Below are 20,020 nucleotides of genomic sequence, written 5' to 3' on the forward strand. Positions count from 1 at the left end.
CGAATATCCCCGATTAACCGATTACATCTTCAACAGCGCCGACGTTATTCGACGCCCACACGACAAGCGCTGCGACCGCAGCGGCAATAGCCACTTGCTTAATTAAAGTTTTGTTCATTTGATGTTTTCCCCTGTCTCACGACGTTAGAAATGATGGTTTTAATGCCCTATCAGGCTGACGCGCTGGAGCGCTGGCAATCAAGCGCGTTAGCGGTTATTTTGCGCTTTCGTTCACATTAAAAGCGTATTTTTCCCTTTTCGTACCCCTTACCGTTTTGCGCCAGATATTCCAGCTTTTCCAATTTGGCAATTTCAGCCGCTTTAATCCCGGTTAATTGCTCCAAATAGTGCGCGCTCTTTTCGGTCTTTTGCATCAGCACGTAGGCAAATTGACAGTTATCAATGATGGTTTTTGAAACCTCTTGCCCGCGTTGAAATAGGCTGATTGTTTGGATGCCATATTTACGCCCGAGCCGTAACAACTTGCCGTAGTAACCGCCCGCCTTTCCGCTTGAGTTGCTGTGTTCTGCGACCTCTTCACAAATCACTTTTAGCGCTTTGGGATGCGCACCATTACCCGCCGCCCAAACCACTTTGCAAAAGGCGTCAAAGTCTTTCTCTTTGGTTTCGTGCGCAGGGCTGTAGGCAATTTTGAACCCCTGCTTTGTTTTTCGCCCTTGAAGCAACGCCGCTGCAAAGGCTTTCAACGTGGGATAACTTCGCACAACCCGCCCGGCCAACTCTCCGACGTAATCCCCCAAGGGGTCAAAGATGGCCACTTGGTCGGTCGCGCTCACCAGTTTGCGCCGGGCTAACTGCGTTTTACCACTGCCCGACATGCCGCAAACCCATGCGTGACCGTTGGATAACTGGTTGTTTGGGTTAATCGGCTGCATCGCTCACCGCCTCTTTTTGCGGAACGTCCAGCGCTTTAAGCGCCTTGATTTGCGCATAAGACGTAAAACCCAACGTAGCCACGGCAATCAGCGCGAACACCTCCTCTTTATAGGGCTCAAGCCATGGCGGAAGGTCGCCGCCATATTTCGCCAACGCAGGCGCAATAGCGGTAGCGGTTTGCTCTTTTTGCGCTTCATCAAAGGAAAATTCACGATGGCCGAATTGCTTCAATAACCCTTCGGTCATATTGAGCGTAAATAGCGCGGTCATTTGCGCACTTTGCAGCGATACCGAGTCGTCAATCTCTGCCGTTTCGCTTGGCTCAAACTCTTGTTCTAAGCCTCCGATAAACGCCTTTTCCTCCGCGTTTAGCGCTTCCGGTTGCACTTCAATTTCTTCATCTATCACGCTGCCACCCTCGCTTTTTTGAACAAGAACGCCGCGCCCGCGACAAGGGCAAATCCAGCCCATCCGAGCGCGCTAGAGGGTAATTTTTTCGTCTCTGACGATGGTGTTTGTTGCGGTGTTTGTTCCGGTTCCGCTTGCGGTGTAATTTGTGACCCTGGTTCACATTTTAGCGCGCTTTCGGCCTCTTCTCGCGTCGTGTGCGCGGCCAGCCTTTTTTGAACGGTATCCCCTTTGCGGGTATCGGTTCCGCAACCGCATTTTGCATAGAGGAAAGCGGCGTTTCGTCCTTCCCCTTGATAGATGCTTTTGACCTCGCCGCATGCGCGGCAAGGCAAAAAGCCTATAGGCTCTTTCATTGTTCCCCCTGTCTCCCGACGTTGGTTATGTGCTGATTACTGTTTCAACTGGCTTTCCATTTGTTCCAGTCGTTCACTTGTGGTTTTAATCCAAACGACAAGCAAACGAAGCGGGCCGAGAAACCCCTTAGCAAAAGGGTTTTTCTCCATCTTTTTGATTTCCTGCTCTAATTCCGTTGCAATGAGCTTTTGATTATCCATGAGTCACCTAGTCTATTTTTTTTGTTGTTAGTGGTACAAAGCTTGCGCTTTTTCATACAGCGACCAAAACGCCGAGCGTTCAGCCTCCATAACCTCCGGCCTTATGTTGTAAGGCTCTAGCGGGTCGGATTTTATCGCATCCCACCACGCTTGATTTTCTCTGAACGCCTCAAATTGTGATTTATACTGCAAATTTGCGGCCTCTTTAATATCTGCAAGGTCAATATCTGAATATATCGGCGTCATTGACCAGCCCCGCGCGCCCGCCGCCCATTTCAAAAACTGATCCACCCGCTTTTCTGCGTTCTTTTCGAATGTTATGGAAAATCGGTTGCGGGCGCTAACGTGTAGGCCCGCCGCTTTTGTCGCGGCGCGCGCTTCTTTGATTCGATTTTCTAGGCGTGAAATGCGGCCTAATAGCGCTTTAAGTTTGGTTTTATCGCCCTTGGCTTTTTCAATGGCGGCGGCTTTTATGGTTTGCTCTTTGGCTTGCTCGTAACGGCGAATTCTGCGCTTAATCGGCGCTTTCCACTGTTCGAGTTTATGCCCTAGTTCGCTGATAATGCCCGCCATGTTATCTGCCTCGAAACTCAGCAAGGTTTCCCATTTCGGCGCGCGGCTACACGCGGCCATGTTGTAACGGTTGCCACGAATCAGCCCTTGATTGGCGTTTTCACCTTTGGCTGCATAGCCCACCGCTTTTATGATGTACGTCCCCGCCGCCTCCGGTTTTTTGATGCGCTCAACATGCGCAAAGCCGTTACCCCACAGACTTTCTATTTCTCTCGCCCAAGCGCTAAACAGCGCTTGCGGCATCTCCCAATCAATCAATAAATGCACGTGCGGGTTAGGCTCCCCGTACTCATTGGCCGGACACTCCGCGACCCAAAGATAATGAAAATCCGAGTGGTCTGGAATGACGCTTGCTTTGACCGCTGGCACAGGGCAAAACAAGCGCCCGCTTTCGCTGTCGCGCTCAGTCACGTAAGCCGCAAATCCGCGCTTTCTCTTTTTCTTGAGAGCATTGATAAACCGCGATACCTCCGCGCCTATGGTGGTATGCATGTTCGCCACTTCCCAGACTTTTTCCGGCTTGGCGAAAAGTGGCGTGTACGGCCCGGCAATCTCGCCGTTTTCGTTCATCGGTTTGATATTGCGAATTTTTCCTTTGTACCACTCAAAAGCGCTATATGGCCCCGCCACATCCGACACACACACGCCAAAATTCTGCTTGAACCCAACAGGCGAAAACAAAAGCCCATCTTTGGTTAGTGCGGAGCCGTCAGCCACACGGCGGCGGCGCTCATCGTCAAACGTCAGCGTGACGAACGTTTTAAACCCGCCATGCTTGACCGCAACATAAGCGCCTGACTCGAAAATGTTTTTCACCGCGCGGGCGGTTAGCTTTTCGGTGAATCGGTCGCCGCTTTGTTGCTCCGGCGCGTTACTCGCTGGCGTCTCGATCACTTGTTGGATGCGGTATTGCTGCGACCAATCGCGTTTTTGCAATTGCACTTTTACGATGGGTTTATCTGCTGCCAATGAACGTTTTTGATTGCTGTTGAGCACAGTCCCGCGAGACACCGCCGCAAATGACGCGCTGTAATAAGCGCTATGGTATTTTTCAGGATTGAATACTAGGGGCGCATTGAGCGACTTTCTCAACGTTCTCAGCCGTTTGCGGAAGCGGATTGACGCTTCAAAACTCTCTTTTCGCGCTGTCCGACTTTTGCGCCCTTTGACTAGCCTATTATCTCCGGCGCGTTGCGCCGCCGCTTCGCGGATGTGTGCAGAGATCGCTTTAATGCGTAACGGGGTTAGTTGTTCAGCATCTTTCAATACTTGCTGTTGTTGTTCGTCCCACTTAGAAAAATCGGATGCAAAAAAACCGCTACGAGTAGCGGTAAGGTTGTTTCTTGCTTTGTCGGATTGCTTGAGCGCCCCGACTGCATACAGGACTGTTTTTTTATCCAGTGGCGCAAATTGTGACGCGCCAAAATGTGCTAATTGTTCCATCTATGCAAACACCAAAAAACGGCGATTCTCATCAATCTCAATCACCGCTGTATTACCTGCCATTGTTTTAACTGCATTCCCGGTGTGATATTCACACTCAGCGATTGCGCGAAAGAAATTTCTTGAAGGTTTGAACGGCAACGGCTCACCCGTTGGTAAACATTTCTCGTTGTCCCAAATTTCAACCGTTGCCATACAATCACCCCATAGCGCCGGAAGACTCAGCGTCTTTTACTTTCAACGCTTCATATTCAGAATGACAATCATCACAAATAAAATCGCCGCCTACACATTTGCCGCCAGAATTAACCAATCCCCCACTAAAACACCAATCACAATCACCGTAATCACTAGGTTTTCCCTGTGAAGATTCCGCGCCTTCGGTTTTCACCTCCGGCGCTTCCTCTTGCTTGCGGATCTCTTGAATTTTTTTAAATAACACAAACGGATTTTTGGCAATCGACGCCATAGCAAAGGACATATATGGAGTACTTGGACTGTCAGACCAAATGCGTCTATCCTGCTTCCAATTTGCCACCGAAACGACATAACGAGCGATTGATTCGGCTTTTAAGCCATACATAAACGCCAGATTCATATAAGCCTCTGACATGCCCTTGATGTCGGAACTACGAAACGAAGAGTCAAGTTTCTTGTATTGTTTTTTGACGAACTTATCTTTGTTTGCAATTTGCATGACTCCACCCCCACTTAATACGCATTGTTGTGATTGGGCGAAAAGAAGCGCGCCGGGATCTCTACGCGGCGTTTCGACTTTGAACCGTTTAAGCCGTATTTTTCGCGTAGCTTTTGAACCATGCTTAGAGAGTTTTGGGTTTTCTGTGGGTCTGGATTGATGCACCCCGCCATGTCGGGACAGGGTAAATGAATAGGGTCTAAAATTTGACGTTCCATGCTCTAGCCTCCGCAAGCTGTTTCACATTTGTTTCACCAATACGATATTTCAAGTTTTTTGCATGTGCAATTAGCTTGCAATGGTGAAACGAACAAAATGATCCCCTACAATTTAACAATTAGCGGATGGAGACTATCAGAATGATGAACTACACAAATGCACTTTTAGACCGCCTAAAAGCCAAGCTAGAACTGGGCTCAGACTATCAATTAGCTAAAGTTTTAGATGTTGGAGCAAGTAGAATCAGCAACTACCGCAACGGGCGCAGTGTTCTAGATTGGAATATAGCGTTTAAAATTGCCGACTTGTTAGAAGAAAACGATCAAAATGTCGTCTTTGGCTTGCTAGAAGATAAGTACTCAAACCCTCGTCTAATCAATGCCTTACAAGAGGGTGCACCCCACTAAGCACCCTCAATCAACGGTTTACCAGTTGATATATAATACGAACTTCGGTAACAAAGTGACGGGGTCACTTACACCTAGTGCCAATGCTCCGCAAGCTATCCTGCTATGCAGAAATTCTTAGTGACATACCGACATCAAAATAAATGCTCTCAATTACATTGTGGGGAATCTTACTCTAACAAGTTACCACTCAGACACAGAGAAACTCATTGTTGTACGAACTATGGCGATAGCTCAATGAGTGAGAGCACCCAGTAGACGTAGAGTGAACTTACAAAGAAGTGCAAGTGACTACGTTGTCACTTTTGCGTTTAACCAGAACAATATACTACATAGAAATCTCCCCTCAAAACTAGCCATGTAATTTAATTACACAATATGTGTTACAGCGTCCTGATTAAGATTTAAATCCTGACGTATCGCGTTGAATTAATTACATATATTTAGCTGATTGGCGTATTTTGCAACGAGGACTGTGAGAATAGGTTTTACCTATTGAACTGTGTTTGGGTTATTTTTGACAAAAAAAAGCAGAGCGCGTTGGCTCTGCTTGCTTGACTTCGGTTTTATTGTGAGGTCGTACCTAGTGACTTGCTTTGTCGTTAGTCTTGTACTCTGCCCTAATCTGTTCTGCAACGATTTTTATTGCTTGGGCTGTACTCATTCCCTCGGACATAAGTTTCTGGATTCTCTCTACAGCTTTTTGCTGTTCTTGATGTGATAGCGGTGGCAGATCATCAAACATAAAAATTCGGCTCCTTTGCTTTGGAGCCGACTATAGCGATATGACTAGTAGGTCGCAAGGAAATTAATTGATGCGCCCATGGCATTTTCATTGGTGTAACGGGCAGAAATATCCAGTTCGAAAAGATTTAGTGGGGATATGCCAATACCTGCGGTAATCGTATCGTCAGTATCTCGGGCCATATTTTTCATATAACCTCCCCTTAGTTGAAGTTGCCGCAACAGATCAACTTCAATACCCGCTCTAAGCATTTGCGTGTTGTCATCAAAAGCGGAGAACTTCTGCTCTTCATTGAGATCATAATCCACGCTCAATGTGAAGTAATCGGAGACGATCCCTGCCCCAACCGTATACAGCGGCCTCATACTGTACTCGTAAGAAGAAATTGTAGTTGCTGGGCTTGTCCCACCAAACGTGTATTCTTTGGTTTTGATATCTCGACCAACAAGATTTTTTGCTGCGACTCCCACTCTAAAGGGACCGTAAAACCAAAGCGCTCCTGCATCAAGATTAAAAATGGTTTCAGCCGTTTCGTTTTCGCGCAGATCTCCAGAGTCATAGCCACTAAATGTGGATGCATAGGAATAGGTATAAACTCGCTGTAGCTTTGGTGTGACACCAAACGCCATATGTTGGTTAAGAAAAGTCTGATATTTACCAAGCGATACGCCAACTTCTGTCACCGCGACAGATACGGCTTGCACGTAGCTTTTATCTGGATCCGGCCCAGACGCAATTGTTGGTGTCACGAAAGATTCTGTGTAGGCCTTACCGTAGATGGTGGCAGAAAGAAATTTATTTGGAATACCAAAAGCAACGACACCACCGATTTCAAAGTCGAGCTGAGCACCATTGATATTATTCAACGCGTCGACGACGCCAGGATCACTAGCAGCGATAAGATCGCCAAGATCTTTAATTTGATCAACGAGTTTGTCGGGATCATTATAACTAATGCCAAAACTTGGAACGATCATGCCTGCATCATCGTTCCTACGATACACGGCTGTTAGTGCAGGGTTGAAGAAAGGTGCGGTAAGATAAGTAGCTGATACTGTTCCCACGCCCCCCATACCATCACTTCGTGCTTCAATAGCATAATTAGCGGCATTTGCGACAGAGGAACCACATAGTGTGGCGATGGCCGCTGCGAGATATCGGTTTTTCATCTTCATGATAAATAATCCTGAGATTTCTTTTTGTTTTGTATCGGCAGTGAAGAAGATTTATTTAGCCGTTTATTCTTGAGTAATATCGTAAGTACGGCTGATGGTTTGCGACTGTTCAACGACAATGTCCCCTTGCCAACGTCTTGTGTTAAGGCTAACCGCAAGCACATACCGCTCATTTGGAATGCCTTCAAGCTCGAGGCTTTCTGGATAATCAGACTCATAAGTCTTATTCCATACCCGTTCGTATTGTCCATTGACGAAGTCATATAAACCCACATTCATCTCTGGGAGTGGACAATATGGATTCATCAAGGCGCGCTTCTCTACCTTCCAATTCTCTTTCGAGGCCCAACGGACATATTGAGGAGCCGTAGGTTCTCCAAGGATGACCCAACCACTCCACTCGTCACCATCTTCCGCCTGAATAAGAAGACGATAAAGTCCGGACTCCAACTTTCCTGATAAATTGTAGCGCTTTTGGTAATGTTTTTCGTTTTCTCTTGTCGCGACGTCGGCACTTGAAACTTCGTTGAAAAGACTATCTGCAGATACAGGGCGGTCTATCCAGCGTGTCATACTCACATTACTAAGAGAACGCGTTGATCTCACATCAATAACAAGTCGATGAGTATCCCGTCCCGGGCTTTGAATGGTCTGGCGGACGATATTGACACCGCTTGCCCATACTGGAAGTTTTTTCTTGGTGAGTGATTTTCCACAATCGCGCTCTAAGGATAAGATCAGAAGCTCATTAAGATGAGACTTCAACGTATCATTGGGTGACGATTGCCAGACTTCGACAAATGAATCAAACATGCCGGATAGATCATCTTCCAGAAGATGTTTGTGAGCTTGAGTTAGCGGCGTGTTCTTCTCAAACCAGTCTACTCCGTAGACCGGCTGAACAAAAAGAGAGAGAGCGAAAGAAGTAAGGAATAGACAGCGCATCAGCCTTTCATCTTGTAACCCACGCCACGCAGCGTTTCAATTTCGAGCCCAGGAAGCTTCTGGCGTAACTGCAATACATGAGTGTCTACTGTACGCGTAGTGGGAAAATGGTTGTAGCCCCAGACATGATCAAGCAATTCATCTCGAGTGAAGACTCGTCCCAAGTTGCTCGCTAAAAACAGCAGTAGATCAAACTCGGTTCTCGTTAAGGTAATTTGCTCTCCTTTAAAAAAGACTTCTCGCGTTGATTTATCGATGATCAAATTTTCTGTCACCACTTGATCTGTATTGAGCTGCTCTGATGTTTCAGGTGAACGTAACTGCGCTCGGATTCTGGCAAATAATTCCGCTTCCGCGAAAGGTTTTGTCAGGTAGTCATTTGCACCCGAATCTAATCCGGCCACTTTATCTTTTACAGTGACCAACGCGGTGAGCAGAATGACCGGAATATTCTTTGATTTCTTCCACTCAGGGAGATACGAGACTGAATCACCGTCTGGCAATTGTCTATCCAATATAACCAAGTCCGCTTTTTGCCAAAGCGGCTCCACTTCAGAAATACTTTCGGCGTGCAAACACTCGTAACCTGCCTGCTCCAAGCTCACCAATAGGCCATCTGCCAGATTCTTATCGTCTTCAACGAGTAGCAACGTCTGTTTCACAAGGTATCTCCAAAATAAACGTAGTTGGTGGACCAATGAGTTTCATTTTCCCTCCCATTCGTCCAACCATAGATTCAACAATGGTTAGGCCTAGCCCTAAACCACTTTTACTGACAAATGGCTTACGTAAATGCGTCCAGTCTTTGCTGGTCAGCACGCCATTGTCTTGTACTTCAATCACTAATTTAGTGTCACTGGTGCTCACGTTCAAAACGACAGGTGCAACACCATACTTCACTGCATTTCGAATAAGATTGTCAACACAAGTTCCCAACCAATAAACATTAATTTTTGCTGCAACATCACGATCAATGCAAAGTTGAACACCTTCCGGAAACTGGTCTTCCAATTTAAACATTAGCCACTCTTCGACAGAAGGTATCCATTCCGTCGCTAAAGGCTGATTGTCTGACTGAAGATAATCTTTACTTGCTTCCGCGAGTTGTCTTAATCGGCGGGTATCTTCACATAGCCTTCGAAACTCATCATAAACGGTTTCCGGTAAGTGCTCAAACTCTCGGCGAAACCCTTCAACGGTCAATGATAGACTGGCAATCGGTGTACGAAGCTCATGAGTGAGAATTTGCAGTACCAGCATACGACTTTTCATCTCTTGTCGTTTGCTGTTCCAACGATAAACCGCCCAACCAGCTACAAGCATGATGTTGGCAATCACAAGCACGATCATTGAAATACGCAACACTTGCGAATGATCTTCAAGATTCCAGCAGATGTTGCCTCTTTGGACGAAACAGCTCCCATTATCGGGTGCCAAAGTCAGTGACAACCCCGCTTTTTCAACATTTTCTGACCAAATATCTTTATCAAAAATATAGTAGTAGTCGCCACGACGAAGCCACAGGTTATCTTTCTCAAGGAACATGTTTGCTCCGGAAATCAATGCGTTTATGGTATCTTCATCCATTGATTTCAAGCTGCTAAGTAATTCATCGCCTTGATCTTCCTCTCGCTCTTGGATATGCATGTACTTTTTGAGCGTTTCTTGTTCTTCTGGGTATTTCTCCACGTATCTTGCCGCATAAGTTCCACCACCGGGATGGATCAGCGCTGAGCGGGAGAACCATCGAGAGGTCAACTTTGAGCCTTTACATATCGCTCGCGTAAACACTAAGGGCTCAGTGATCAAAGGACTGAGAGGTAGTTTTCCGTTGCATGTCTTAGACAGTTGATAAAGCTGCTGAATATCTTTAAGTGGGTAGCTCGCCGTTTGTGGCTGCATGGATTCAGGAGAAAGTAAACGCGTAGGGAAAGTCGACTGCATGTCACGGATGTCATAACTTTTCACTGCGTTATGGTAGTCGAACAATTCAGTAAAACGGTCTATGCGCTCTGGCAACGAATCTGCCAACGCAATTTGCGGCAGAATTAGAAGAGTAATGAAGAGTGAAAAAAGACGCTTATTGAACAAAGTTAACGATTAAATGCAGTGAAATCTGGACACAATATACAGCATATTCACAAAAATAGACATTTTATGACTGGTATTTCACGCAGAGGTTCGCGTTTGTTATAAAAAAGGTCGGTTTTCACCGACCTTCGAGTGTAGTAACCGTATCGTTTAAAGCGCTTTAGAGATGGCGTCGACACTCTCTTTAGCATCACCAAACAGCATCGAGGTATTTTCTTTAAAGAACAGAGGGTTTTGAACACCAGCGTATCCCGTGTTCATTGAACGCTTAAACACAATAACGTTCTTCGCGTGCCATACCTCTAGTACCGGCATTCCTGCTATCGGACTATTTGGGTCTTCCAGCGCGGCAGGGTTAACCGTGTCGTTTGCACCAATGACCAGAACAGTATCGGTCTCTGCGAAGTCTTCATTAATTTCGTCCATCTCGAGCACGATATCGTAAGGCACTTTCGCTTCTGCAAGCAAAACGTTCATGTGACCTGGCAAGCGGCCCGCGACTGGGTGAATACCAAATCTGACATTAATCCCTTGAGCTCGCAGTTTTTCGGTAATTTCATGGACGGGATATTGCGCTTGTGCCACGGCCATACCATACCCGGGAGTAATGATGACAGAAGTTGAGTTTTTCAGCATTTCAGCCACTTCTTCTGCACTGACTTCACGGTGTTCGCCATATTCTTGATCGGAAGAAATAACCACTTCTTGACCAAAACCGCCAGCGATAACACTGATGAAAGAGCGGTTCATGGCTTTACACATGATGTAAGAGAGAATTGCACCAGAAGAACCAACCAGCGCGCCAGTCACAATCAGCAAATCGTTTGCCAGCATAAAGCCAGCTGCCGCAGCTGCCCAACCTGAGTAGGAGTTAAGCATTGAAACCACCACTGGCATATCTGCCCCACCGATGGACGCCACTAGGTGGTAACCAAACGCAAACGCGATTAGCGTCATCACGATGAGCGCAAACAGGCTTCCGTCGGTTTTCACAAAGTAGATCATCAGTAGAGTAGAAACGACGATCGCTGCTAAGTTCATTTTGTGCTTATGCGGCAAGTTTAGCGGCGAAGAAGAGATCACTCCACGTAACTTACCAAACGCAACGATAGAACCAGTAAAGGTTACCGCACCGATAAACACACCAAGGAAAACTTCCACTAAATGGATCACATGCTCTGCGTGCATTCCTGCGACATCGACAGAAACTGGTTGTGGTGGCTCGATGAAGCTGTTGTAGCCAACCAACACGGCCGCCATACCCACGAAACTGTGCAAAATTGCAACCAGCTCTGGCATTTCGGTCATTTCAACTTTTTTCGCAAAGTGAATACCAATACCACCGCCGATCACCATGGCGAGAATCACCCACGCAAACCCTTGTGCACTCGGGCTAAAAACGGTCGCGATTAAGGCGATCGACATCCCCGCGATTCCGTAATAGTTCCCCGCACGAGCCGATTCCTGTTTGGACAATCCCGCCAAACTTAAGATGAAAAATAGAGCAGCAACGATGTATGCCGCCTGTACTAATCCTGCAGACATTGATGACTCCCTATTATTTATCTTTGCGGAACATTTCGAGCATACGCTTGGTCACCGTAAAGCCACCAAAGATGTTAATACTCGCAATTAATATGGCAATAAATGCCAAGAAGGTAACGGCCCCATTTCCTTGGCCTATCTGCAAAAGCGCACCAACGACAATAATGCCCGAGATAGCGTTCGTGACTGACATCAAGGGTGTGTGTAACGCATGAGTCACGTTCCAAACGACGTAGTAACCCACCACACAAGCCAAAACAAACACGGTAAAGTGAGACAAGAAAGCGGCAGGAGCCACAGACGCAATCCAAGCAAATGCGCCAACAGCGGCAGCAAGGCCAAGCAGTTTCTTCACCGGAGAAACAGGCTCTTCGGCTTTCTTTTCTACTTTGGCGGCAACTTTCGGCTGAGATTGGGGCTGAGCGGAGACTTGAATTGGCGGCGCTGGCCAAGTGACTTCACCTTCTTTGACTACGGTTACGCCGCGAAGCACAACGTCTTCAAAGTCGATGTTAATCGTGCCATCTTTCTCTTTACACAGCAGTTTAAAAAGGTTGACTAAATTGGTCGCGTACAATTGAGACGACTGAGTCGGTAATCTTCCCACCATGTCGGTGTAACCAATGACTTTTACGCCATTTGCGGTCGTAAAAACTTGATTGGCCACCGTGTATTCGCAGTTACCGCCGTTTGCAGCGGCTAAGTCTACGATCACACTGCCGGGCTTCATGCTGTCGACCATCTCTTTAGTGATTAACTTAGGTGCCGGTTTGCCAGGAATTAATGCCGTTGTAATGATGATATCAACATCTTTTGCCTGGGTTGCATACAACTCAGCGGCCTTTTTGTTAAAGTCATCGGACATTTCTTTAGCATAACCATCACCGCTACCTGCCGCTTCTTGGTAATCGACCGAAAGAAATTGCGCGCCCATGGACTCGACTTGTTCTTTCACTTCAGGACGAACGTCGAATGCACGCACGATTGCGCCAAGGCTACCTGCCGCACCGATGGCCGCCAGACCTGCAACCCCTGCCCCTGCAACAAACACTTTTGCTGGCGGAACTTTACCTGCAGCAGTAATCTGTCCCGTAAAAAAGCGCCCAAATTCATGTGCAGCTTCGACTACCGCACGGTAACCAGCAATATTCGCCATGGATGAGAGCGCATCAAGCGCTTGAGCGCGCGAAATTCGAGGCACCGCGTCCATAGCTAATACGTTGATTTTTTTGCTAGATAGTTGCTCCATCAACTGAGGATTTTGCGCTGGCCAAATAAAACTGACTAAGGTTGCACCTTCTTGTAGCAATGCGATTTCATCGATGCCATTTTCACTGTCAACGATTGGCGCATTAACTTTCAAGATCAGCTCTGATTTCCACGCCTCTTCAGACGAGACTAACTTCGCACCAGCCGCTGCGTAAGCTGCATCCTCGAAGCTCGCCAAAGCCCCCGCTTGCGTTTCGATGACTACATCGAAACCTAATTTTATTAGCTGCTCAACCGAACTAGGCGATGCAGCAACCCGCGTTTCTCCCGCGAGTCGTTCTCTTGGTACACCAACTTGCATAGCTATTCCTTGACTATTGGTCTTGTTACTCATCTTTTTGTATCGGACACAGAATACGACTTCAAGCATTTTGTAGTTAAAATACAAAATTTCATTACATATAACCCCACGTAATGAATGAACTCTACGCACTTCATGAGATAAAACAATGATGCACTAACAAGACAGAGGTCCAACCAGACCTTAAATTATTGGTTATTTTACAACCACATAGATTACACTTTTGTGTCAAAACAAAAAGAGCCATCAGCATAAACACTAATGGCTCTAGCAAAGATGACTGGAATCAAATCCTGAGATACTTTTAATTAAATATGTCGTCTTTCATTTGGTCGATAAACATTTGTGATTTTTTAATCATCAGTTCGTTAGCATCGCTTTCCGATGATAGGAGATCAGAACGTATAAATTGGTGGGTTTTTAGGACACCTTCGTTCTCCTTAGTGATACGTCCAGAGACTCGGAATTGCCCTCCCTCAGCTTTGCTCTCCGGGTATATCAAATACCCCTTATACTCAACAGCCTCAACCTGCAGTTGCTCAACTGGCTTCGTTTTTAAACCAAACAGACGCGAAAAAAGTCCCATTTAACCTCTTATTTATGTGCTTTATGTGTTGGCAATATTGGTTTTTCAAACCACTCTAGCGTCGCGTCATCATCATAATTGACGTGCGAAAAGACCACAGGTACATCATCGAAACTACGATTTTGTCTTCGGTCGTCAATAATCATACTTTCTGCATTTTTTACCGCAATTTCGCTATTTCTTTTAAATTGCACCAATCGAGCTTCCGGTAATGCCGACAAAAAATCAATATCATGCCTGATATAGACGGGTTTCAGTTGCACAAGCGCCAAACACGCCAAATCGGCTAATTGCTCCGATGTGAACTCCTGTGTATATTCTTCTCGAGCGAGCACCTGACCCACTAAAGTTTCCATGTAGTTATGTACATCTACACTAATTTGCATCTATACAACTCCTTGTTTTAATTGAGTCTATTTCAGCCACTCTATACTAAGGTTTTATCGGCGTCCAAGCTGTGCATTTAACTTTTACCAACACCGTCAATAATTCCCCACTAAGTTTAGCAAAAAGCTTGGAAAATCGAGAAATAATCGTATCCTAGCAGGTTACTCGACACATAAGTTTGTTTTATAGGATAGCGGCTTTTAATGGCATTACCGTTCGTTACCTCTGCACAGTTCAGAATGATTTTCCCCCTATTTTTACTCGGGATCATCTTTTTTGGTATGGACAACATCATTTTAGTCACACAAGCCAATTGGGGCCTGGCCGCTAACTTACCTTATTTCTTTCTGATTACCGCGTTTTTACTCTGCAGTGTCTTTAAGCAAGGTAGAATTGCCATGATATCGATGGCGATGCTGATGGCGTACTCTGTGATTCAGAATCGGCTTCAGATTCCCCTTTCATCCGGTTCCGCGCTGATCGAATTATCTCTGCTTGCCTTTCTATTACCGAGTGCATGTTTTATTGTCTATCTGTTTAATGCAACCGGCATGCACCATCGCTCGATCGCGATTTACCTCTCGGTACTCGCCACCTTATTGCTTTGGTCGTATGTGTCTCTCGATTACTTCAACGAAGCAGGAGTTGCACTATGGGGAAAAGGAATCTTGTTTTCAATTCCTTATGTGTCGAAACTCCCTTTCGTATTGGTTGCATACTATATAGGTGTGGTTCTTAGTACTGCTATTCTCGTGCTGATGCACAACCGCCCAATTGAAGTCGTGATCTACTCTTGCCTATTATTTGCGTCAGTGACTTTTATCTTTTTTGATGTGAAATACATCTCTAGCACCATGTTTTCACTCGCTGGTATCTTATTGATCATCTATGTTATTTCGGCGAGCCATGAGCTTGCATTCATTGATGTCCTCACTCAGATTCCTGGCAGACGTGCGTTAGAAATGGACTTAAAGCATTTGGGAAGAAAATTTGCTATCGCTATGGTTGATGTGGATCACTTTAAAAAGTTTAACGATACCTATGGTCACGATACTGGTGACGATGTTCTGAAGTTGGTTGGCTCACGTCTTCTGAACATCAATGGTGGCGCAAAAGTTTATCGCTACGGCGGTGAGGAGTTTGTGATTGTATTTAAAGGCAAAAGTGCACGTGAGGTTGAAGAGTATCTCGACGATATTCGCGCTGACATTGAAAGCTACAAGCTGGTAATTCGAGATGATGAAACTCGTCCGGATAATCACAGTGATGGTAAAAGACGCCGTGGAAATGCGAATGATAAACCCAAAACCGTCAATGTAACGGTGAGTATTGGTTTATCCGACAGCAGAACCTCTAAAGATCCCGATGCCATTCGCACGTTGGCTGATGAGGCCCTCTATCAAGCGAAAAAGGCGGGCCGAAACCAAGTTAAAATGAAGTTAGAGTGAGACTGACTTCTGAACTGTTTGAGCTGAGCGAGCGCGAAAGCACTTAAATCGCGGTGCAAGATTCAGCAGAGACATATTGATTGCGCCCCGCTAACTTTGCTTGATAAAGGGCGTGGTCAGCTTGCTTGTAAATCCATTCAATCTCTTCGTTGCCTTGCGGGACAAAGGTAAACACTCCTTGTGACAATGTCACAAAACGAGCAACATCTGAATAGTTATGACAATAAGCGAGACGATTCATCATGCCTTGCACTCTCTCTGCTGCGTGTAATGCCTGCTGATGGTGAACTCCACCGAGCACAACGACGAACTCCTCCCCGCCATAGCGACCGACACACTCGCCCGAACGATTAAAGAGCGCTTTGATGTTTCGTGCAATTTCTTGTAAACATTTGTCGCCCTCGATATGCCCGTAGTTATCATTGAACGCTTTGAAATGATCTACGTCGAGCAAGATAAGACTGACCGGCGTTTGGTGACGTCCATGCCAACCAATCATTTCAGCCAACTGCTGATCGACATAGCGTCGGTTGAAGAGTTTGGTCAAGCCATCTTCATTGGCTTGCTGTTGGAGAAGCTCATTCAGTTCCGCTAACTTGGCCGTTTTTTGCTTTAATTCACGCCGCATGGTTGCGATACGTTGCATGGCAATCAACTTTGAACTGAGAACGAGTTTGTTGACTGGCTTGATCAGATAATCATCGCCCCCCGCCTCTATCGCTTGGGCAATCATTTCCGGCTCTTCATAGCTACTTAAGAAGATGATCGGCACCCATTCGACAAAAATTTCTCTGATCGCTTGCGACACCGCAAAACCATCCATTTCTGGCATATTGATATCGAGTAACACGAGCTCGGGTTCGAAGTCTGCATACACGGCAAGCGCATCTTTTCCACCCGATACTGCTTCAACCAAATGACCTAACTGTTTGAGACGTATCGCAAGTTGCATACGATCAAGTTGAACATCGTCTACGAGTAGGATTCGCATTGACGAACAGGTTGGAATCATGGCCTTTCCTTGAGGCTTCTATACTATTATTAAATGTATATCATATCAGGCAGTTGGTTTCACCCAGAGGGCATCGTAATTCGTTGACTTTTTTCGGGTTGGACTTACTATTCGCTTTTTATCATTCGAGAGACGTGTCATGTCAGAAGCAAATAACACAGAAAAGCAACCTATCGACCTATCAACTGTTTCACCTGAGCTGCGTCAGGTTATTGAGTTTGATCAGGTGCCGGAAGCCATGTATGAGATGGTGACGTCTATTCACGAAGTATCAGAAGAAACGGTTCGCGAAGCGTGGAACAGCATCCCAGCCAGCGCACAAAACGTATTGGATAATTTTGAGCAGTTTCATGCCCTTATTTCTGTCAGCCAAGCCTTTGCTGGTATCAACGTGATGGAAGAGTTCCCAACTATGAAATTGCCAGAAGGCATGTCTGAAGAAGAAAAAGATAACTATCGCGCGCAACTTCTTGATCACGTTTTGTTCAACTGTGTTAAAGATATGGTCAAGCAGCTGAAAAAAGCGCGCCGCGATCCTATCTTAAAGCGCGATTTCAAAGATGTATTCGCCAAGTAAGTGTCTGAAAGCTGCTCAACGAGCAGCTTTTTAGTCGCACAGGAAAACACGTCTTCCTAATGCATCTAACTCGTTGCACAGCTACGGCGACGAAGTATTGACAGTCGATCGAGATCGCTCAAAACAGCGCTACTGATCGTCACACTGTCTCTCAGTAGTCGCTGATTACACGCCGAGTGACCACGTTACTTCAATGCGTCAAGGCAATATCACGCTGCGTAACGCTAACTCCTTTAACTTGCGCAAAGAGTTGTGTGCCCACACTTAACTGCAATTCATCCAAAGCCCAAGGCGTAATGGTTGCCCATAAGTGGCAGTCATTCTCGAGGCGCAGCTCGACATTGACACTTGCTTGACCAGCCGATGAATGTTGCTTTTCGATGCGGGTGATAGTCGCAGGCAACACATTGCGAATGGAAGTTTGCTCTGGACGCACCAGGGTGAGTGAAACATCGCTCGCTCTAATCTGAAGGCGGATCTCCACACCTAGACAAACATCCACTTTTTGGATCCAAATTGAGACGTTTTCTGCTAATTGAACCCGTGTCAATGCATAGCTTGCATGCTGCTCAGCAACTTTAGCGAGAAACAGCGAGCTTTGATCTGCAAAAGAGAACCACGGTTTTAATATTTGCGACGACCAAATTTCTTCCAATTTGCCGCTGGCGACAATTTTACCTTGATCGACCACCGCGATATGACTTGCGAGCCTGAGGATTTCTTGCAAACTGTGAGTCACATAAATGATTGGGATGTCAATGTGATCAGCCAATCTCTCTAAAAAAGGCATCACTTCTTTTTTTCTTGGGATATCCAGTGATGCCAAAGGCTCATCCATCAGCAACAATTCAGGTTCAGAGAGCAACGCTCTGCCTATTGCCGCCCGCTGCTTTTCGCCTCCAGAAAGCGAAGCCGGGTAACGCTTGAGTAAGGGGTCTAAGGCTAGAAGCGTAACGACTTCTGCAAACAATGCGGGGTTGTCTTGCTTCATCCCGAAACGCAAGTTGCCCTCGACGCTATAGTGAGGAAAGAGGCGAGCATCTTGAAAGACGTAGCCAATTTTACGCTTATGTGTTGGCAGATCAATTTGTTGCATTGAATCGAACAGGCATGTGCTGTTCAGATCTATCCGGCCGCTTTGTGGTTTAGTTAAGCCACTGATAGCGTTGATGATGGAAGTTTTTCCTGCACCAGATCGGCCAAAGATGGCACTGATACCTCTCGCAGGCAAAGTCAGATTAATGTCCAACTCGCTTGCTCCAAGGCGTTGGCGAAATCGAACGGTTAACATATTCATATTTTGACTCCCAAACGCGCCGCAGCACGGCGATTGAGCCACTCAGAAATAAAAAGAGAGAGTAAAGCAATCACGATAGAGAGAATACATAATCTGGCCGCTTGCATCTCCGCTCCTGGTGTTTCGATGAAATTGAACATGGCCAATGGCAGGGTTTGTGTTTCGCCCGGGATATTGGAAACAAAACTGATGGTGGCCCCAAACTCACCGAGGCTTCGAGCGAAAGCAAGCGTGATTCCCGTGATTAGCCCCGGCGTCATCAGTGGTAACGTGATCGTAAAAAATACTTTTAAGGGCGATGCGCCCAAGGTAGCCGCCGCTTGTTCTAACTTAATGTCCACGTTTTCCAAGCTCAGCCGAATGGCTCTTACCATCAAAGGTAAAGAGACGACCCAGCACGCTAGTACAACCCCCTTCCAATTGAAAGAAAAGCTGATGCCTAGAAGCTGGTGTAACGGCGCGCCTAAAAGGCCCTGCCTTCCCATTACAACAAGCAAAATGTAGCCAACAACAACCGGAGGCAACACCAACGGAAGATGAATCATACTGTCTAGTAAGGTTTTGCCGAAAAACTGCTTTCTAGCCAACAGCCAAGCAAAAAAAATGGCAAAAGGCAAAAGCCACAGCACCGTATAGAATCCGACTTTCACACTGAGCAGCAGTGCTTGATATTCTAAATCTGTCACGGTTGCTCCAGACTAACGAAACCAAAGCGACTAAAGATGGCTTTCGCCTCATCGTCAAAGAGAAACTGGTAAAATGCGTTCGCTTGTTTGGAATCTGAAAGTAGACCAGCAGGATAAATAATCGGCTCATATAAAGCGGGATCAGGCGTGTTCACGACTTTGACTTTCTCAGACAGTAAAGCATCTGTTTGATACACCACGCCCAGTAGAGCTTCGCGCCTTTCAACCAATGCAAGTGCCAGTCGGACATTTTTACTTGGGGCGACCCGCTTTTCAATTTGTGACCACAAGTGCAAATTTTCGAACATCTGACGTGCATACATACCCGCTGGTACTGAGTTAGCATCGCCCATCGCCAGCCTCTCGTCGCGCAAGAGTTGCTGCCATTGCTCTGCAGAGTGGAGATCTAGAGTAACGTCATTGTCTTTGTGGGTGATCACCACTAACTGGTTCCCCAACAAATTAGTGACATCGTCACGCGAAATCCGTTGTTCCTGAGATAAGTAGTCCATCCACTTAGTGTTGGCAGAGATAAAAATATCACCTGGCGCTCCATTTGCCAGCTGACGCGCTAACGATGAAGAACCTCCATAGACAGGCGTGATTTTAACCCCTTCTGGCGCAGGATAGATCGCGATGATGTCGGAGATGGCGTTGGTTAATGACGATGCCGCGTACACCCTAACTTCTTCTTGGCCGGAAGCGCTCGAAGAAGCCAATAGTGCTACCATCAAACTAAGCCACTTTTTCATGCG

The 20,020-nt window shown here is 46.3% G+C and carries 24 protein-coding genes; 3 read left to right on the forward strand and 21 right to left on the reverse strand.

Annotated elements, in window-relative coordinates; all coding sequences use genetic code 11:
* Positions 1-236: 236 nt before the first annotated feature.
* The 8 genes from EWA64_RS19175 to EWA64_RS19210 are packed head-to-tail and all read right to left on the reverse strand — an operon-like array spanning position 237 to position 4,793.
* Positions 237-896, reverse strand: coding sequence for a hypothetical protein (locus tag EWA64_RS19175; RefSeq protein ID WP_061894608.1), 660 nt, complete (start codon positions 894-896; stop codon positions 237-239).
* Positions 883-1,305, reverse strand: coding sequence for a hypothetical protein (locus EWA64_RS19180; protein WP_061894607.1), 423 nt, complete (start codon positions 1,303-1,305; stop codon positions 883-885). The genes EWA64_RS19175 and EWA64_RS19180 overlap by 14 nt, the downstream gene beginning before the upstream one ends.
* On the reverse strand, positions 1,302-1,661 hold the full coding sequence (locus EWA64_RS19185) for a hypothetical protein (RefSeq protein ID WP_061894606.1): 360 nt from the start codon (positions 1,659-1,661) through the stop codon (positions 1,302-1,304). The genes EWA64_RS19180 and EWA64_RS19185 overlap by 4 nt, the downstream gene beginning before the upstream one ends.
* A 36-nt stretch (positions 1,662-1,697) precedes the next feature.
* Complete coding sequence (locus EWA64_RS19190) at positions 1,698-1,862, reverse strand: hypothetical protein (protein ID WP_170320332.1); 165 nt, start codon at positions 1,860-1,862, stop codon at positions 1,698-1,700.
* Positions 1,863-1,889: 27 nt separating this feature from the next.
* Complete coding sequence (locus EWA64_RS19195) at positions 1,890-3,878, reverse strand: hypothetical protein (protein ID WP_061894605.1); 1,989 nt, start codon at positions 3,876-3,878, stop codon at positions 1,890-1,892.
* Positions 3,879-4,073, reverse strand: coding sequence for a hypothetical protein (locus EWA64_RS19200; RefSeq protein WP_061894604.1), 195 nt, complete (start codon positions 4,071-4,073; stop codon positions 3,879-3,881).
* Between the two features lie 4 nt (positions 4,074-4,077).
* Entirely contained in the window at positions 4,078-4,575 is a 498-nt protein-coding gene (locus tag EWA64_RS19205) for a hypothetical protein (protein ID WP_061894603.1), read from the reverse strand.
* Between the two features lie 14 nt (positions 4,576-4,589).
* Positions 4,590-4,793: a hypothetical protein gene (locus EWA64_RS19210; protein ID WP_082796664.1), complete on the reverse strand. Its 204-nt coding sequence runs from the start codon at positions 4,791-4,793 to the stop codon at positions 4,590-4,592.
* A 141-nt stretch (positions 4,794-4,934) separates the two neighbouring features.
* On the opposite strand from EWA64_RS19210, the gene EWA64_RS19215 reads away from it, so the two are divergent.
* Positions 4,935-5,201: a transcriptional regulator gene (locus EWA64_RS19215; RefSeq protein ID WP_082796663.1), complete on the forward strand. Its 267-nt coding sequence runs from the start codon at positions 4,935-4,937 to the stop codon at positions 5,199-5,201.
* Between the two features lie 583 nt (positions 5,202-5,784).
* Here the strand turns inward: EWA64_RS19215 and EWA64_RS19220 are convergent.
* From EWA64_RS19220 to EWA64_RS19260, 9 genes are all read right to left on the reverse strand, one after another.
* Entirely contained in the window at positions 5,785-5,946 is a 162-nt protein-coding gene (locus EWA64_RS19220; protein ID WP_081946409.1) for a YoaH family protein, read from the reverse strand.
* Between the two features lie 44 nt (positions 5,947-5,990).
* On the reverse strand, positions 5,991-7,121 hold the full coding sequence (locus EWA64_RS19225; RefSeq protein WP_061894602.1) for a conjugal transfer protein TraF: 1,131 nt from the start codon (positions 7,119-7,121) through the stop codon (positions 5,991-5,993).
* Positions 7,122-7,184: 63 nt separating this feature from the next.
* On the reverse strand, positions 7,185-8,066 hold the full coding sequence (locus EWA64_RS19230) for a DUF2861 family protein (protein WP_061894601.1): 882 nt from the start codon (positions 8,064-8,066) through the stop codon (positions 7,185-7,187).
* Complete coding sequence (vxrB, locus tag EWA64_RS19235; protein WP_061894600.1) at positions 8,066-8,728, reverse strand: response regulator transcription factor VxrB; 663 nt, start codon at positions 8,726-8,728, stop codon at positions 8,066-8,068. Before vxrB ends, EWA64_RS19230 begins: the two co-directional genes overlap by 1 nt.
* Positions 8,703-10,157 (reverse strand): sensor histidine kinase VxrA, encoded by a 1,455-nt coding sequence (gene vxrA, locus EWA64_RS19240; protein ID WP_061894599.1) that lies wholly within the window; start codon positions 10,155-10,157, stop codon positions 8,703-8,705. The genes vxrB and vxrA overlap by 26 nt, the downstream gene beginning before the upstream one ends.
* Before the next feature lie 150 nt (positions 10,158-10,307).
* Positions 10,308-11,702, reverse strand: a complete 1,395-nt coding sequence (gene pntB / locus EWA64_RS19245) for a Re/Si-specific NAD(P)(+) transhydrogenase subunit beta (RefSeq protein WP_061894598.1) — start codon at positions 11,700-11,702, stop codon at positions 10,308-10,310.
* A 13-nt stretch (positions 11,703-11,715) separates the two neighbouring features.
* A complete protein-coding gene (gene pntA / locus EWA64_RS19250) occupies positions 11,716-13,272 on the reverse strand; it encodes a Re/Si-specific NAD(P)(+) transhydrogenase subunit alpha (RefSeq protein ID WP_061894597.1) in 1,557 nt (518 codons plus the stop codon).
* A gap of 304 nt (positions 13,273-13,576) precedes the next feature.
* Entirely contained in the window at positions 13,577-13,858 is a 282-nt protein-coding gene (locus tag EWA64_RS19255) for an HlyU family transcriptional regulator (RefSeq protein WP_061894596.1), read from the reverse strand.
* An 8-nt stretch (positions 13,859-13,866) separates the two neighbouring features.
* Positions 13,867-14,244, reverse strand: a complete 378-nt coding sequence (locus tag EWA64_RS19260; protein WP_061894595.1) for a late competence development ComFB family protein — start codon at positions 14,242-14,244, stop codon at positions 13,867-13,869.
* 204 nt (positions 14,245-14,448) lie between these two features.
* Here EWA64_RS19260 and EWA64_RS19265 point away from each other — a divergent pair, with 204 nt between their 5' ends.
* Positions 14,449-15,693, forward strand: coding sequence for a GGDEF domain-containing protein (locus tag EWA64_RS19265; protein ID WP_061894594.1), 1,245 nt, complete (start codon positions 14,449-14,451; stop codon positions 15,691-15,693).
* A gap of 43 nt (positions 15,694-15,736) precedes the next feature.
* Here EWA64_RS19265 and EWA64_RS19270 read toward each other — a convergent pair whose 3' ends face one another.
* Positions 15,737-16,705 carry a GGDEF domain-containing response regulator gene (locus EWA64_RS19270; protein WP_061894593.1) on the reverse strand — a complete coding sequence of 323 codons (969 nt, stop codon included), beginning with the start codon at positions 16,703-16,705 and terminating at the stop codon, positions 15,737-15,739.
* 139 nt (positions 16,706-16,844) lie between these two features.
* Between EWA64_RS19270 and EWA64_RS19275 the strand changes: the two genes are divergently transcribed.
* Positions 16,845-17,282, forward strand: a complete 438-nt coding sequence (locus EWA64_RS19275) for a DUF3069 domain-containing protein (RefSeq protein ID WP_061894592.1) — start codon at positions 16,845-16,847, stop codon at positions 17,280-17,282.
* Positions 17,283-17,472: 190 nt separating this feature from the next.
* On the opposite strand, the gene modC is transcribed toward EWA64_RS19275, so the two are convergent.
* The 3 genes from modC to modA are packed head-to-tail and all read right to left on the reverse strand — an operon-like array spanning position 17,473 to position 20,017.
* Positions 17,473-18,579, reverse strand: coding sequence for a molybdenum ABC transporter ATP-binding protein ModC (modC, locus tag EWA64_RS19280; RefSeq protein ID WP_061894591.1), 1,107 nt, complete (start codon positions 18,577-18,579; stop codon positions 17,473-17,475).
* Positions 18,576-19,265 (reverse strand): molybdate ABC transporter permease subunit, encoded by a 690-nt coding sequence (gene modB / locus EWA64_RS19285; protein WP_061894590.1) that lies wholly within the window; start codon positions 19,263-19,265, stop codon positions 18,576-18,578. The genes modC and modB overlap by 4 nt, the downstream gene beginning before the upstream one ends.
* Positions 19,262-20,017, reverse strand: a complete 756-nt coding sequence (modA, locus tag EWA64_RS19290; protein ID WP_061894589.1) for a molybdate ABC transporter substrate-binding protein — start codon at positions 20,015-20,017, stop codon at positions 19,262-19,264. The genes modB and modA overlap by 4 nt, the downstream gene beginning before the upstream one ends.
* Positions 20,018-20,020: the final 3 nt, after the last annotated feature.

The organism is Vibrio cidicii, from assembly GCF_009665415.1.
GTDB lineage: Bacteria > Pseudomonadota > Gammaproteobacteria > Enterobacterales > Vibrionaceae > Vibrio > Vibrio cidicii.

Coding starts and splice junctions, on each gene's coding strand:
- EWA64_RS19175 (WP_061894608.1), bottom strand. CDS start 896: ATGCAGCCGATTAACCCAAACAACCAGTTATCCAACGGTCACGCATGG.
- EWA64_RS19185 (WP_061894606.1), bottom strand. CDS start 1,661: ATGAAAGAGCCTATAGGCTTTTTGCCTTGCCGCGCATGCGGCGAGGTC.
- EWA64_RS19190 (WP_170320332.1), bottom strand. CDS start 1,862: ATGGATAATCAAAAGCTCATTGCAACGGAATTAGAGCAGGAAATCAAA.
- EWA64_RS19195 (WP_061894605.1), bottom strand. CDS start 3,878: ATGGAACAATTAGCACATTTTGGCGCGTCACAATTTGCGCCACTGGAT.
- EWA64_RS19200 (WP_061894604.1), bottom strand. CDS start 4,073: ATGGCAACGGTTGAAATTTGGGACAACGAGAAATGTTTACCAACGGGT.
- EWA64_RS19205 (WP_061894603.1), bottom strand. CDS start 4,575: ATGCAAATTGCAAACAAAGATAAGTTCGTCAAAAAACAATACAAGAAA.
- EWA64_RS19210 (WP_082796664.1), bottom strand. CDS start 4,793: ATGGAACGTCAAATTTTAGACCCTATTCATTTACCCTGTCCCGACATG.
- EWA64_RS19215 (WP_082796663.1), top strand. CDS start 4,935: ATGATGAACTACACAAATGCACTTTTAGACCGCCTAAAAGCCAAGCTA.
- EWA64_RS19220 (WP_081946409.1), bottom strand. CDS start 5,946: ATGTTTGATGATCTGCCACCGCTATCACATCAAGAACAGCAAAAAGCT.
- EWA64_RS19225 (WP_061894602.1), bottom strand. CDS start 7,121: ATGAAGATGAAAAACCGATATCTCGCAGCGGCCATCGCCACACTATGT.
- EWA64_RS19230 (WP_061894601.1), bottom strand. CDS start 8,066: ATGCGCTGTCTATTCCTTACTTCTTTCGCTCTCTCTCTTTTTGTTCAG.
- pntB (WP_061894598.1), bottom strand. CDS start 11,702: ATGTCTGCAGGATTAGTACAGGCGGCATACATCGTTGCTGCTCTATTT.
- pntA (WP_061894597.1), bottom strand. CDS start 13,272: ATGCAAGTTGGTGTACCAAGAGAACGACTCGCGGGAGAAACGCGGGTT.
- EWA64_RS19255 (WP_061894596.1), bottom strand. CDS start 13,858: ATGGGACTTTTTTCGCGTCTGTTTGGTTTAAAAACGAAGCCAGTTGAG.
- EWA64_RS19260 (WP_061894595.1), bottom strand. CDS start 14,244: ATGCAAATTAGTGTAGATGTACATAACTACATGGAAACTTTAGTGGGT.
- EWA64_RS19265 (WP_061894594.1), top strand. CDS start 14,449: ATGGCATTACCGTTCGTTACCTCTGCACAGTTCAGAATGATTTTCCCC.
- EWA64_RS19270 (WP_061894593.1), bottom strand. CDS start 16,705: ATGATTCCAACCTGTTCGTCAATGCGAATCCTACTCGTAGACGATGTT.
- EWA64_RS19275 (WP_061894592.1), top strand. CDS start 16,845: ATGTCAGAAGCAAATAACACAGAAAAGCAACCTATCGACCTATCAACT.
- modC (WP_061894591.1), bottom strand. CDS start 18,579: ATGAATATGTTAACCGTTCGATTTCGCCAACGCCTTGGAGCAAGCGAG.
- modA (WP_061894589.1), bottom strand. CDS start 20,017: ATGAAAAAGTGGCTTAGTTTGATGGTAGCACTATTGGCTTCTTCGAGC.